A 12,989-nucleotide genomic window follows, 5' to 3' on the forward strand; every position below is an offset into this window, starting at 1 on the left:
GCCATAACAGCAGGTCAGCTCGGTCTTTCCACTTCATCGGCGACCACAAGGAAGCCGTTGCCGCCCTCGGTCAGGGCGCGTGCCGGTTCCTCCGCCACGACGCGCAGTCCCGCCGCGCCGAGCAGGCCGACGATCTTCTCCGCCGCGTTGCGCCGCCCGGCAGCGCTGGCCGTCATCACCAGGGCGAGCGTGGTACCGGCCTCGGCGACCTCGATCCGGTAGGCGGCGGCTCGCACCGAGCGCAGCGCGTACCGGACTCTGTCGGGATGGATCCGCTCAGTCACCGGGCAATCCTGGCACCACGCTCACAGCGCCAGCGGCGCGGACCCGAACGCCACGTTGAACCGGTCGCACCAGATCACCACGCTGCGCAGGCCACCAAGGTCGGCACCGGCCGGGATCGGGTAGTTCTGGTTGCCGTGCGTGGCCTTGAGCGCACCGAGCTTCACGTAGCGGCCGTCGTCGTACTTGCCCCACTCCCCGCCCGCCGTGGCGTCGGTGAGCCACACGTGCAGGTCCGGACCGTCCGAAGTGGCCAGTCCTTCCAAGCGCAGCACCCGGCTGCCGTCGGCCAGTTTCAGCACCTTCGCCTTGCCCGTCGTCTTGTGCTCCTGGGTGACGAACGCGCCCGACGCCAACTCCTGCGTCGTCGGCCTCGGCGTCTCAGGAGCCTTCGACGGGATCACCGGCGGCTGCGTGGTCTCCGGCGACCGGGGCGCGGGCTCCGTCGTGGTCGTCACCGGGACCGAACTGCTCTCCGCGACGGGGGCCACCGGCAGCGCCTCGTCGAGGGTGCTGCTGGTGAACAACCGCCACGGCTGGAACAACCACAGCCCGACCGCCAACACGACAACGCCGACCGCCAACACGACCTTGGCGCCCCGCCGCCGCAACAACGCACGCATCACACCGCTCCGTTCACCGTGAGAACCTCTACGAGAGTTCTAACGCCGCCGAAGCCCGATTCGTACTGGTTGTCGCCTTACGGAGTGCTTACGCCGCCCCGTCAGGTCGCGCTGATCGCGCCCGCTCCGAGCATCGCGAACAGGAACAACCCGAGCGCGATCCGGTACCAGACGAAGACGTAGACGCTGTGCTTGGCGACGTAGCGCAGCAGCCAGGCGATGGTGGCGTAGCCGATCGCGAAGGCCACCAGAGTGGCGACGACCATCTGCGCGACACTGGGCTGTAGGCCCGCTCCGCCACGGTCGAAGACGTCCGGGATGCTGAACACGCCGGACGCGACCACGGCCGGGATCGCCAACAGGAACGAGTAGCGGGTCGCCGCCGCGCGGTCCAGGCCGATCGCCAGACCGGCGGTGATCGTGCCGCCCGAGCGCGAGACACCGGGCACCAGCGCCATCGCCTGGGCGCAGCCCATGATCACGCCGTCCTTCATGGACATCTGCTCGACCGTGCGCTGCTGCCTGCCGAACCGCTCGGCGAGGCCGAGGAGGATCGCGAAGACGATCAGCGTGGTCGCCACGAGCCACAGGTTGCGCGCCGAGGTGCGGATCTCGTCCTTGAACAGGTAGCCGAGCACGCCGACCGGGATCGTGCCGATCACCACGTACCAGGCGATGCGGTAGTCCACGGTGCGCCGCGCGGACGCGTCGACGAAGCCGCGGAACCACGTGCTCAGCAGGCGCCAGATGTCCTTGGCGAAGTAGATGAGCACCGCGGCCTCGGTCCCCAGCTGGGTGACAGCGGTGAACGAGGCCCCGGCGTCACTGTCGAAGAACAGCTCCGAGGTGATGCGTAGGTGGGCGGAGGAGGAGATGGGCAGGAACTCGGTGAGTCCTTGAACGATGCCCAGTACCAGTGCCTGCACCCAGTCCACTTACGCGACTCCTGACTTCTCCAATGCCTCGACGGCCGTGCGCAGAGCCGCCTTGCCCTGCTCGAAATCCTGCAGCATCACGGACACGGTCAGGGTGGTGACCCCCGCATCGGCCATCGCCCGCATGCGGTCGGCGACCCGCTCGGCCGGTCCGAGCAGTGAGGTCGCGTCGATGAACTCAAGGGGAACAGCGGCTGCCGCGCCGAGGTAGTCCTTGGCGAGGAACTTCTCCTGAACTTCTCGTGCCTGCGCGCCGAAGCCCATCCGGGTGGCGAGGTCGTTGTAGAAGTTCTTCTTCCGCGAGCCCATGCCGCCGAGGTAGAGCGCGCAGTAGGCGCGGACCTGGTCGGCGCAGGTCTTCCAGTCGTCACCGAGCACCAGCGGCACGGTGGGCACGACGTCGAAGCCCTCCATGGTCTTGCCCGCCTTCTCCCGCCCGGCGCGCACGTGCGCCAGGTGGTCGCCCGCGTGCTCGGGCGAGAAGAAGATCGCCAGCCAGCCGTCGCCGATCTCCCCGGCCAGCTCCAGGTTCTTCGGCCCGACCGCGGCGAGGTAGACCGGGATCTGCTCGCGCACCGGGTGCACGGTCAGCTTCACCGCCTTGCCGGGGCCGTCGGGCAGCGGCAGCCGGTAGTGCTCGCCCTCGTAGGTCAGCCGCTCGCGCCGCAGCGCCGTCCGCACCACGTCGACGTACTCGCGGGTCCGGCCCAGCGGCTTGTCGAAGCGCACGCCGTGCCAGCCCTCGGAGACCTGCGGACCGGACACGCCGAGGCCGAGCCGGAACCGGCCCTGCGACAGGGTGTCCAAAGTGGCCGCCGTCATCGCTGTCATCGCGGGCGTGCGCGCGGGGATCTGCATGACCGCGCTGCCGACGTCGACGTTGTCGGTCTGCGCCGCCACCCACGACAGCACGGTGGGCACGTCGGAGCCGTAGGCCTCCGCGGCCCAGACCACGGAGTAGCCGAGCTTGTCGGCCTCCTTCGCCAGTTCGAGGTTGTCGGCGTCGTTGCCGGCGCCCCAGTAGCCCAGGTTCAGTCCAAGTCGCACCCGGATGACATTACTCACTGGTAACAACACCGGGAGGTCCACGTGACCTGCGTCACCCAAAGGGAAGACGCGCCCCGCGAACGGGATAACCGCACCAGGGGCCGGAGCACTGTCTAGGCTTCTTACCCGTGGAGCATCGACAGCTCGGCCGCAGCGGCCTGCGGGTGTCCCGAATGGGACTGGGCACCATGACGTGGGGCAAGGACACCACGGCCGAGGAAGCCGCCAGCCAACTGACCGCGTTCGTCGACGCGGGCGGTTCCCTGGTGGACACCGCCGACGTCTACAACGACGGCGAGAGCGAGACGGTCCTCGGTGGACTGATCGGTGACGTCGTGCCGCGCGAGAACATCGTGCTGGCGACCAAGGCCGTCGCCAGGCGCACGGAGGGCCCCTTCGGCGGCGGTGCCTCCCGCGGCGCGCTGCTCACCGCACTCGACGGCTCCCTCTCCCGGCTCAAGGTCGACCACGTCGACCTCTGGCAGCTGCACGCCTGGGACGCCTCCGTCCCGGTCGAGGAGACCCTCAGCGCCCTGGACGCGGCGATCGCCAGCGGCAAGGTCCGCTACGTCGGGATCTCCAACTACTCCGGCTGGCAGCTGGCCACCGCCGCGACGCTCCAGGCCGCCAAGCCCGCCCACACCCCGCTGATCTCCACCCAGGTCGAGTACTCCCTGCTGGAGCGCGGAGTCGAACGCGAGGTCGTCCCGGCCGCGGGCCACCACGGCCTCGGCCTGCTCCCCTGGGCCCCGCTCGGCCGGGGCGTGCTCACCGGCAAGTACCGCAACGGCACCCCCGCCGACTCCCGCGCGGCCTCCCAGAACCTCTCCCGCTACGTCGAGCACCACCGGACCGAACGCGCCGCCCGCATCGTGCAGGCCGTCGTCACCGCGGCCGACGGGCTGGGCACCTCGCCGCTGTGCGTCGCGCTGGCCTGGGTCCGCGACCGCCCCGGTGTCGTCTCGCCGATCATCGGCCCCAAGGACACCGGCCAGCTGACCGGCTGCCTCGCCGCCGAGGACCTCGAACTGCCCAAGGCGATCCGAGCGGCCCTCGACGACGTGAGCGCGGTGGAGATCACCTACCCCGAACGCCGCATGGACTGACCCATCGGCGGGTGCTGGTGCCACGGCTGCTGGGGCGGCTGGTACTGGAACTGAGCCCGCGGGTACGGCGGCGCGTACTGCTGGAACTGCGGGCGCCGCAACGCCGCCGGCCCGAAGTTCCTGTCGGCACCGAATCCGAGGATCAGGTACCCGACCGGCGCGAACAGGAACAACCCGAAGATCGCGAACGCGTCGCTCCTGCCGAACGACCGTGCGACGTCCACCGCCACCACCGCGAACACGACGATGTTCACCACGGGCACGATCAGCAACAGCAGCCACCATCCGGGCCTGCCGCAGATCCTCAGCAACACGTAGCCGTTGTAGAACGGCACGATCACCGCCCACCCCGGCGCGCCCGCCTTATGGACCAGCATCTCCTGATGCGGCAAGCGGGTGCGGCCCATCCGGTCACGGCGCAGTCCCGGCCCTGTGCCAACCGGGTGCCCGAACGTGACCATGGTCGGCGCGTGGTGGATGCTGGTAGGCAGGACTTGCAGGCCGGGTGAGCGCCCGGCCACGCAGAGGGAGGTCGGGATTGCGTCGCCGTGCGGTGGCAGTGTTGTTGCCTGTGGTCGGAGCCCTCGTGCTGAGCGCCTGCACACCGGACCGGGCCCCCACGGACGCGCTGCTGGTCGGGGATGAGCTGATCGCCCCGGTCCCCGCGACCTCGCCCCCGAGCTCCTCCCCCGCGGGAACCGTGCTGCCACTGGACGGCCCGGCGCGCGTCCTGGCCATGGACACCGCCACCCGCACGCTCGCGGTCGCCATGGACGCCAAGGAGATCCGGCTGTTCTCCGTGGACAGTCCACAGTCGCCACCCCGCGTCGTCGCGGTCCCCGACAAGGTCACCGCGCTGAGCCCGGCGGGCGACGGCGCGCTCTTCGCGGCCGTCCCCTCGGCGAACACGGTGGTGCGACTGGACATCCGCACCGGCTCGACCGACAAGGTCCGGGTCGAGGGCGGCCCGAGTGGTGCGACTGTCGTGAATGGACAGACGGTGGTCTCGCTCAGGGAGCGCAACGCGGTCGTCGTGCTCGACGGCGAGCGGGTCGTCCGGGAGGTGACCGGGTTCTTCGCTCCGACCGCGGTGTTGCCCGACCGCGCGAACAACGTGCTGGTGCTCGACATCAACCGCACGGCACTGCTGGAGGTCGATGTCGCCGCGGGCAAGCTCGGTTCCGGCCTGCGCGCCGGTGACGGCGCCACCAACGCCGTCATCGACCGGTTCGGCCGCGCGCTCGTCGTGGACACCAGGGGCGGCGAGCTGCTGGCGTTCGGCACGAACCCGTTCCTGCTGAAGCAGCGGTTCCCGGTTCCGGGGACCCCGTACGGAATCGCCTACGACACCAAGCGTGATCTGGCCTGGGTCACGCTCACCGAACGCAACGAGGTCGTCGGCTTCGACGTCGCGGGCGGCGAGCCGGTGGAGAAGTTCCGCTTCCCCACCGTCCGCCAGCCCGACTCGGTGGCCGTCGACCCGGACAGCGGCAGGGTCTTCGTCGCGTCCGCGGACCGGGAAGGGATCCAGGTGGTGCAACCGTGAGTGACGGAAACGGGGCGGTGGTCGAGGGGGACTGGGAGTACCGGCCGCTGCGGTTGCCACCGGGTGTCTCCCGCAAGACGGCCATGACCCAGCTCGCCCTGCACGCCGAGTTCTCCGGGTGGGAACTGGCGAGGGTGCTGCTGTTCTCCGACGGCACCCGCAAGATCTGGCTGCGTCGCCGCTACCGACCCAACCAGATGCTGCCCGGCGTCATCGCCTGAGGCTCCTTCCCGCTCTGGGCGGTTCTTGTTCTTCGTTGTCCCGCTGGATTAATTTCACTCGGCACTGAACTCATCGGGGCGGCAGATCTCATTGCGCACCGCCTTCCCACGAGTCCTCGCCATGCCGGGCCACGAGCGGATGACGGTTCACGAGACAGCTCCTCAGATCGTCGACGTGACTGACCGCGGGACGAGGGGCCCGCGATCGCGCGCTTCGGCCCACTCCCCTCCCCGCAGTCTTCGGCGTGTTTCCGGCGGAGATCAAGTTCATTCAGCACTGAAGAAATCGTGCCTACAGGAACTATCAGGCCCGCAGTGCGCCGGTGTCGGCGTCACTGACACGGGGTGCGATGCGGCAGCCGAGGAAGAAGTTGCCCGCGATCGGTGTGACCTAGTTCGAGGCGTTGCGGATCGGCCCGATCTCGACCTGGGTGTCGTCCCCGACCGGCCCCTTGTCCCACGGCACCGTCACCAGGTCCAAGCTGTCCGGCAGACGGAACTCCAGCCGTGCCGGTGTCACGGCCGCTCGCCCCCGGTCCTTGGACGTCGCGGACCAGCTCATCTCCAGCTCGGCCCAGATGCTGTCGTCCAGCTCCACCCGGATCGGTTCGCCTTCGCCGTCACCGAACCGCAGCGGCACGACCGAGCCGTCGGCGTTGACGAAACGCACGTCCTGCAAGCGGCCGAACAGCACACAGCGGCGCTGTTTCGACTCGAAGAACAAGGACATGCCCCTGCGGGTGTACTCCATCGGATCGGTGCTCGTACCCGCGTCGAACACCCGCAACTCGTTCGCCCGGCACAAGGCCGGGTTGACGGGTGGCACCGGTGCCGCCACCTGCTTCTCCTCCGGCTGCCACCAGAGGAACAGCGACGCGACGAGGACGATCGCGCCGACCGCGGCGGCCCACGGCAGCAGACGGCGTCGCCGCGACGTGGACCAGCCGTGCTCCGACAGAGCGCGCAGCTCGTCGGCGAAGGCCCGCGCGGTCGGCCACCGCCGGTCCGGGTCGGTGTGCAGCGCGCGCCGGACCGCTCGCCCCAGCCGTCCGGGCAGCGGCGCCACCACCCGCTCCCCCGGCGTTGCGCCCGCCAGCAGGCGGTGCGCCAAGGCGCCGAGACCGTAGACATCGGTGCGCTCGTCGACGATCGCACCGGGCCGAGCCTGCTCCGGTGCCATGTAGCCGGGTGAGCCCGCGACCTGGGTCAGACCGGACCCCTGCGCCAGCGCCTTCGCCAGCCCCAGGTCCGCCAGCACCACCCGCTCCCCGTCTCCGGCCGACTGGATCAGCACGTTCGGCGGCTTGAGATCGCGGTGCACGACGCCCATCGCGTGCAGCACGCAGACCGCCTCGGCGACCTCGACGAGGATCGCGAGCGCCTCCTCCGTCGGCAGCTCGCCCCGGTCGAGGCGGTCGGCGAGGCTGCCCCGGTCGGCCAGCACGGTCACGAAGTACGGGCGGCCGTCGGGCAGCTCGCCGATGTCCAGCACGCGAAGCACCCGGTCGGAGTCGGCCTGGCGCAGCAGCCTCGCCTCGGCGAGGAAGCGCTCACTGACGTCCAGATGCCTCGCCCAGTTGTCGGCGAGGACCTTGATCGCCACGGGCGCGTCGAGCACGTCGTCGTGCCCTCGCAACACCGAGGCGAACGCCCCCGTCCCCAACAGCCCGGACACGCGGTAACGACCGATCGACTGGATGTCCGACACTCCTCGCTATCCTCGCCGACAGCGACGCCGGGTCGACGAATCGAGGACTGATGCTAGGCGACGGGGACGCCGAGGTACTCGCCAGACGGGTCACCGAGGGCGACCGTTCAGCCCTGGACGAGCTGCTCCGACTGATCCATCCCAGGGTGCTCCGGCAGTGCGGCAGGTACCTGCCCTGTCGTGAGGACGCGGAGGAGGCGTGCCAGGACGCGCTGATGCGGGTCGCCGAGAAGCTTCCCTCTTTCGAGTGGCGCAGCAAGTTCACCACCTGGCTGCACACCGTGGTCTCCAACAGCGCGCTCAGCACCTACCGGTCGCTCAAGCGCCGCTCCGACAAGCAGGTCAACGACGAGCCCGCGCTCCAGGCGCGGCCCGACCCGAGGACGACGAGCGTGATCGCCGGCTCCCGGATCGACCTGCTCGAAGCGCTGGAGCGCCTGGAGGCCGACCGCCCGCGCCTGGCCGCGTCGTTCGTGCTCCGGGACATCTCCCAGCTCACCTACGCCGAGATCGCCGAGCACCTCGGCCTGCCGCTCGGCACGGTCAAGGCGCAGGTGCACGACGCCCGCCGGGTCGTGCGCGGCCTGCTCGCCGAACAGAGCTAGCGCCGACCGGGACCTCGTGCCGGGTCCGAGCCTGGTGGTCAGCCGTCCGTTGCGGTGGCGCCGTCCCGCACGCGGCGGACCAGCGCCGCGATGCGCGCCGTCACGTCCTCCGGCCGCTCCAGCGGCAGCATGTGCCCGGCGCCCGGGACGAGCACCTGCTCGCCGCCGCCGCAGATCTCCGCGATCCGCGCGACGTGCGAGCTCGGGCAGAGCCGGTCCTTCTCCCCCGCCATCACCACGACCGGGGTGCCCCGCACGACGGTGAGCGCGGCGGTCCGGTCGTGCCGGTCGAACGCGGGCCGGAACAACGCGACCGTCTCCGGCCACTGCGACCACACCATCTCGGCGGTGACCGCCGCGTCCTCCTCGCGCGGGTCCTCACCGAACAGCCACCACCGCAGCCCAGCGGTCTTCGCGGGCTCGATGCGCTCACGGACCTTGCGCACCAGCGGGCCGAACACGCTCTCCAGCTCGTGGACGAGCCTGCCGGCGAGCGTGGGCAGACCGAGCCGCGTCTCCGCCGCGCCCCCGGCCGCCGTGGACACGAACACCACCCCGCCGACCCGCTGGCCGAACAACCTCGGCCTGCGCTCGGCGAGCGCCATCACCGCCATGCCGCCCATCGAATGGCCGACCAGGACCACGGTGCCCGAGGGCGCCACCTGCTCGATGACCTGCGCCAGGTCGTCGCCGAGCTGTTCGACGGTGGCGGTCTCCTCGGTCGCCGCCCCGGACTCGCCGTGGCCGCGGTGGTCGTAGGAGACCAGCCGGACCGGCACGTCGAGCACCGCGGGCAGCAGCTCGACCTGCCGGTCCCAGGTGCGGTGGTCGAGCGCGTAGCCGTGCACGAAGAGCACGGTGACCAGTGCGTCCGGCGAACCGGACTGGCTCACGTTGAGCGGCGTGCCGTCCTCAAGCACCACCACGGAATCCGGAGTTCCCGACATGGCACGCAATGGTGGCACGCCCAGCCCAATTTATCTACTCGTGAGTAGGTTGAGTGCCGGGTCGTCCCGCAGCACCGCCTCCTGCAGCCGCCGCAGGTCGGCGTGCGGCTCCAGGCCCAGCTCGTCGGCCAGCATCCACCGCGTGTGCTCGTAGTACCGCAACGCCTCCGCCGCCCGGCCCGCCCGGTACAACGCGGTCATCAACGCCGCGGTCAGCCTGGGCCGCAACGGGTTCTCGTGCGAGGCCGTGATGAGCTCGGGAACCAGCTGCTGGTGCTCACCCAGGCGCAACCGTGCCTCGATGGAGTTCTCCAGCTCCAACAGGTAGCGCTCGGTCAACGCCCGGGTGAGCGGCGCGGTGTGCTCGACCATCGCGAGCGGCCGTCCCCGCCACAGGGCCAGCGCCTCCCGGTACAGGGGCACGGCGACCCAGTCCTCCTGCCTCCCCGCCAGCTCGACGAGCCTGATGAAGCGGCCGAGATCCACCTGTTCGGGGTCGATGTCCAACCGGTACCCGCCCGGCACGGCGCGAATCGCGAAGTCCGGATCGGCCAGCAGCGTCCGCAGCCTGCTCACGTGCACCTGGATGCAGCTCTTCGCGGAGGTGGGCGGGCGCGAGCCCCACAGGTACCGCGCAAGCCGCGCCGAGGTGACCTCCCGGTTCGCCTCGACCAGCAGGACCGCGAGCAGCGTGCACTGCTGTCCCGTCCCCAGCTCGACGGGCTGTCCGTCCCGATGTGCCCTGACATCGCCGAGAATGCGAAGATCCAACATGCGCCCGAACGTACGAGTGCCGCGCATACGAATCGCATGCGTCGGCCAAGCGGGCGGCCAGCGCTTCGACGGGACTGCGGTGGACTGATCACATGGACGCGGACGAGAGCTCCAGCGGCGTCCGTCTTCGCCTGCTCGGACCCGCCCGCGCCTGGCACGGCGCGGAGGAGCTCGCACTCGGCCCGCCCAGGCAACGGGCCGTGCTCGCCGCGCTCGCGACCCGCCTCAACCGCGTCGTCTCGCGGGTCAGCCTGATCACCGACGTCTGGGGCGAGGACGCCCCGGCGAGCTCGGCCAACAACCTCCGCACCTACGCGGCGAAGCTCAGGCGGGTGCTGGGTGAGGAGGTGCTGGAGTCGACGACCATGGGCTACCTGCTCCGGCTGCCTCCCGAAAGCGTGGACATCGCGAGGTTCGAGCTGCTGCTCAACCACGCTCGCGGAGCCCGAGCCGACCAGGATGTCGCCAGGGCGGCCCAGCTCGGACATCTCGCACTACGGCTGTGGCAAGGTCCCGTCCTCGACGGGATCCCCGGCCCGCACGCGGAGCTGAGCCGAACCCGGCTCCACCAGCTGCACGCGACGGCGGTCGAGGAGTGGGCACACGACCTGATCGTGCTCGACCGTCCGGCTGAGACGGTGGAGGCCCTCTCCACCGTGACCCGTGAGCACCCGTTCCGCGAGCGCCCGCGCGAGCTGCTGATGCGAGCGCTGCACCGCTCTGGACGCCAGGCCGACGCGGTCGCGCTCTTCCGCGACACCCGCGCGCTCTTCGCGGAGGAGCTGGGCATCGATCCCGGTCACGAGCTCATCGAGCTGCACAAGGAGATGCTCGCCGGAGGCGTGGCGTTGCCGCGCTCGGAGCCCGCGCCCGCGCAGCTGCCCGCGGACCTCCGCGACTTCACCGGCCGCGACGAGCACGTCCGCCGCCTCCGCGACCTGGCGCGGTCGGCCGCCGAGCAGCCCGGCACGCCCATCGTGATCAGCTCCATCGAGGGCGTCCCCGGGGTCGGCAAGACCGCGCTCGCCGTCCACATAGGACACCAGCTGGCGCGGCAGTTCCCCGATGGCCAGCTCTTCGTCGACCTGCGCGGCTTCACCGAGGGCACCACGCCGCTGGACGCGGGTGGCGCGCTGAACCGGATGCTGAGCTCCGTCGGCGTCCCCGCGGCGAAGATCCCGGCCGATCTCGACGACCGAGCGGCGATGCTGCGCAGCACGCTCGCGAACAAGCGGATGCTGATCGTGCTCGACAACGCCGCGACCGAGGACCAGGTCCGGCCGCTGATCCCCGCCGCGTCGGGCTGCCTCGTCCTGATCACCAGCAGGCAGCGCATGACCGGCCTGGACAGCTCCTGTCCGTTCGTGCTCGACATGCTGCCCGCGCCGGACGCGGTCGAGCTGTTCACCCGGATCGCGGGCATTCCCGCGTCGGCGGTGGTCGAGCAGATCGTCGAGCTGTGCGGCCGGCTCCCGCTGGCTATCCGCATCGCCGCGGCTCGCCTGCGCGCCCGCGCCGCGTGGAGCCCGGAGCACCTGCTGGCCAGGATGCTCGACGAGCACCGCGTGATCGGCGAGCTGACTGCGGGAGCGCTCAGCGTCCGCGCGTCGTTCCACATGTCCTACAAGCGGCTCTCCGCTGCGGCACAACGAGCGCTGCGGCTGCTGGGCATCTCCCCCATCGCTGAGCTCGACGTGTACAGCGCGGCGGCCCTGCTCGACCGTGACCTCCGCTCGACCGATGACGCCTTCCAGGAACTGACCGACGCGTACCTGGTCGACGAATGGCGCCCCGGTCGCTTTCGCACTCACGACCTGGTCCGGGCCTACGCCAGGGAGGTCTCGGCGCGGACGGACACCGACGACGACCGGCGTTCCGCCCTGACCTGTCTGTTCGACCACTACCTGCACAACTCTTCACTGGCCTGGCAGACACAACCGCAGATCGCCAGGAGCGCGCCGTCCACCATCGCCCCGCCGCGGACTCCGAGTCCGGGCTTCGCTGATGCCGTGGCGGCCCGTTCGTGGTTCGAGGTCGAGCGCGGGAACATCACCACCGTGCTCGCGCACTGCGCCGACCACGGCTGGCCGGAGCACGCGATTCAGATGGCGGGCAGCCTGAACTGGTTCGTGGACGGCTACGTCTACACCGATGAGGGCCGCTCGATCCACGAAAGCTCGTTGCGTGCGGCCAGGGCCCTCGACGATCTGCCGAAGGTCGCCGCGGCGATGCGCGGGCTCGCCACGATGTACTGGCGCACCGGCCAGTACCCGTTGGCGCTGGACACCTACACCGCCTCGCTCGACCTGGCGGAGCAGCTCGGGTCGGTCACGGACAAGGCGCGTTCCCACCACGGGCTCGGCCTCGTCTACTGGCGTCTCGGGCGGTTCGGCGAGGCCCTGGACCGCTTGCGGCTCGCGTTGGGCCTGTACGAGGAGATCAACGACCAGGTCGCCCAGCTCCGACTCCGGCACGCCGTAGGCGTTCTCCTGCGACAGAGGGGCCACTACGCCGAATCCGCCGAATACATCCAGCGGACCCTCGCACTGGCAGAGAGCTCCGGGGAGCCCACAACGGTGGCGGTGACGTTGCACGCGTTGGCTCTGTCCAACGTGAAGCTCGATCGGCCGACGGTTGCGATGCAGCAGCTACAGCGCGCCTCGGCGTTGAACAAGGAGCTGGGTTACCGGGACAACGAGTGCTATGTCCTGCAAGGCATCAGCCTCGCCCACCGCGCACTCGGGCAGTGGGACGAAGCACTGCGGACCATCGAGTCGGCGTTGCGCATGAGCCGTGACCTCAGCAATCGGAACTGCGAGCTGGAAACGCTGATCAGCCTGGGCGAAACGTTGTGCGGCATGGGTCGGGCGCAGGAGGCGTTGGCGCCGCTCCACAGTGGACTGGAGCTGGCCTGGTCACTCGACCAGCCGCGCGACCAGGCCCTCGCCCATCACGCCCTGGCCACCGCGTTGACCGCTCTCGGCGACGACCGGGCGCGCGAGCACCGCGAGTCGGCCGAGGAGCTGTTCACTCGCCTCGGCCTGCCCCGGCCGTGAGCTCCGCCTTCCGGAACACCGAGAACCTCCCCTGAACGCAAAAAACCGCCAGGGGGTCAGGAAATCCTGACCCCCTCGCGGGAATGATTGTTCGGCGGCGTCCTACTCTCCCACACCCTCACGAGTGCAGTACCATCGG

The 12,989-nt window shown here is 70.4% G+C and carries 13 protein-coding genes; 5 read left to right on the forward strand and 8 right to left on the reverse strand.

What is annotated here, in order from left to right:
• Positions 1 to 14: 14 nt before the first annotated feature.
• The 4 genes from ACFFQA_RS24345 to ACFFQA_RS24360 form a co-directional block, all read right to left on the reverse strand.
• Positions 15 to 284 (reverse strand): hypothetical protein, encoded by a 270-nt coding sequence (locus ACFFQA_RS24345; protein WP_377856553.1) that lies wholly within the window; start codon positions 282 to 284, stop codon positions 15 to 17.
• A 21-nt stretch (positions 285 to 305) separates the two neighbouring features.
• Positions 306 to 905, reverse strand: a complete 600-nt coding sequence (locus ACFFQA_RS24350; protein ID WP_377856556.1) for a DM13 domain-containing protein — start codon at positions 903 to 905, stop codon at positions 306 to 308.
• 101 nt (positions 906 to 1,006) lie between these two features.
• Positions 1,007 to 1,840, reverse strand: a complete 834-nt coding sequence (locus ACFFQA_RS24355) for an undecaprenyl-diphosphate phosphatase (RefSeq protein WP_377856559.1) — start codon at positions 1,838 to 1,840, stop codon at positions 1,007 to 1,009.
• Positions 1,841 to 2,887 carry an LLM class F420-dependent oxidoreductase gene (locus ACFFQA_RS24360; protein ID WP_377856562.1) on the reverse strand — a complete coding sequence of 349 codons (1,047 nt, stop codon included), beginning with the start codon at positions 2,885 to 2,887 and terminating at the stop codon, positions 1,841 to 1,843.
• Positions 2,888 to 3,015: 128 nt separating this feature from the next.
• Here ACFFQA_RS24360 and ACFFQA_RS24365 point away from each other — a divergent pair, with 128 nt between their 5' ends.
• Positions 3,016 to 3,993 (forward strand): aldo/keto reductase, encoded by a 978-nt coding sequence (locus ACFFQA_RS24365; RefSeq protein ID WP_377856565.1) that lies wholly within the window; start codon positions 3,016 to 3,018, stop codon positions 3,991 to 3,993.
• On the opposite strand, the gene ACFFQA_RS24370 is transcribed toward ACFFQA_RS24365, so the two are convergent.
• Positions 3,969 to 4,514, reverse strand: coding sequence for a DUF5684 domain-containing protein (locus tag ACFFQA_RS24370; protein ID WP_377856568.1), 546 nt, complete (start codon positions 4,512 to 4,514; stop codon positions 3,969 to 3,971). The genes ACFFQA_RS24365 and ACFFQA_RS24370 overlap by 25 nt on opposite strands.
• A gap of 50 nt (positions 4,515 to 4,564) precedes the next feature.
• On the opposite strand from ACFFQA_RS24370, the gene ACFFQA_RS24375 reads away from it, so the two are divergent.
• Together ACFFQA_RS24375 and ACFFQA_RS24380 are read left to right on the forward strand one after the other, a co-directional pair.
• On the forward strand, positions 4,565 to 5,539 hold the full coding sequence (locus ACFFQA_RS24375; protein WP_377856571.1) for a YncE family protein: 975 nt from the start codon (positions 4,565 to 4,567) through the stop codon (positions 5,537 to 5,539).
• Positions 5,536 to 5,760 (forward strand): DUF5703 family protein, encoded by a 225-nt coding sequence (locus tag ACFFQA_RS24380; RefSeq protein ID WP_377856574.1) that lies wholly within the window; start codon positions 5,536 to 5,538, stop codon positions 5,758 to 5,760. Before ACFFQA_RS24375 ends, ACFFQA_RS24380 begins: the two co-directional genes overlap by 4 nt.
• Positions 5,761 to 6,151: 391 nt before the next feature.
• Here the strand turns inward: ACFFQA_RS24380 and ACFFQA_RS24385 are convergent, their stop codons facing one another.
• Positions 6,152 to 7,468: a serine/threonine-protein kinase gene (locus tag ACFFQA_RS24385; RefSeq protein WP_377856577.1), complete on the reverse strand. Its 1,317-nt coding sequence runs from the start codon at positions 7,466 to 7,468 to the stop codon at positions 6,152 to 6,154.
• A gap of 50 nt (positions 7,469 to 7,518) precedes the next feature.
• Between ACFFQA_RS24385 and ACFFQA_RS24390 the strand changes: the two genes are divergently transcribed.
• Positions 7,519 to 8,073: an RNA polymerase sigma factor gene (locus ACFFQA_RS24390; protein ID WP_377856580.1), complete on the forward strand. Its 555-nt coding sequence runs from the start codon at positions 7,519 to 7,521 to the stop codon at positions 8,071 to 8,073.
• Between the two features lie 38 nt (positions 8,074 to 8,111).
• On the opposite strand, the gene ACFFQA_RS24395 is transcribed toward ACFFQA_RS24390, so the two are convergent.
• Both ACFFQA_RS24395 and ACFFQA_RS24400 read right to left on the reverse strand, forming a co-directional pair.
• Positions 8,112 to 9,020 (reverse strand): alpha/beta fold hydrolase, encoded by a 909-nt coding sequence (locus tag ACFFQA_RS24395; protein ID WP_377856583.1) that lies wholly within the window; start codon positions 9,018 to 9,020, stop codon positions 8,112 to 8,114.
• Positions 9,021 to 9,050: 30 nt separating this feature from the next.
• A complete protein-coding gene (locus ACFFQA_RS24400; RefSeq protein ID WP_377856586.1) occupies positions 9,051 to 9,794 on the reverse strand; it encodes an AfsR/SARP family transcriptional regulator in 744 nt (247 codons plus the stop codon).
• 92 nt (positions 9,795 to 9,886) lie between these two features.
• Here ACFFQA_RS24400 and ACFFQA_RS24405 point away from each other — a divergent pair, with 92 nt between their 5' ends.
• Positions 9,887 to 12,850: an AfsR/SARP family transcriptional regulator gene (locus ACFFQA_RS24405; protein WP_377856589.1), complete on the forward strand. Its 2,964-nt coding sequence runs from the start codon at positions 9,887 to 9,889 to the stop codon at positions 12,848 to 12,850.
• Positions 12,851 to 12,989: the final 139 nt, after the last annotated feature.

It is taken from the genome of Allokutzneria oryzae (assembly GCF_042429765.1).
GTDB lineage: Bacteria > Actinomycetota > Actinomycetes > Mycobacteriales > Pseudonocardiaceae > Allokutzneria > Allokutzneria oryzae.

Coding starts and splice junctions, on each gene's coding strand:
- ACFFQA_RS24400 (WP_377856586.1), bottom strand. CDS start 9,794: ATGTTGGATCTTCGCATTCTCGGCGATGTCAGGGCACATCGGGACGGA.
- ACFFQA_RS24390 (WP_377856580.1), top strand. CDS start 7,519: ATGCTAGGCGACGGGGACGCCGAGGTACTCGCCAGACGGGTCACCGAG.
- ACFFQA_RS24350 (WP_377856556.1), bottom strand. CDS start 905: ATGCGTGCGTTGTTGCGGCGGCGGGGCGCCAAGGTCGTGTTGGCGGTC.
- ACFFQA_RS24405 (WP_377856589.1), top strand. CDS start 9,887: ATGGACGCGGACGAGAGCTCCAGCGGCGTCCGTCTTCGCCTGCTCGGA.
- ACFFQA_RS24395 (WP_377856583.1), bottom strand. CDS start 9,020: ATGTCGGGAACTCCGGATTCCGTGGTGGTGCTTGAGGACGGCACGCCG.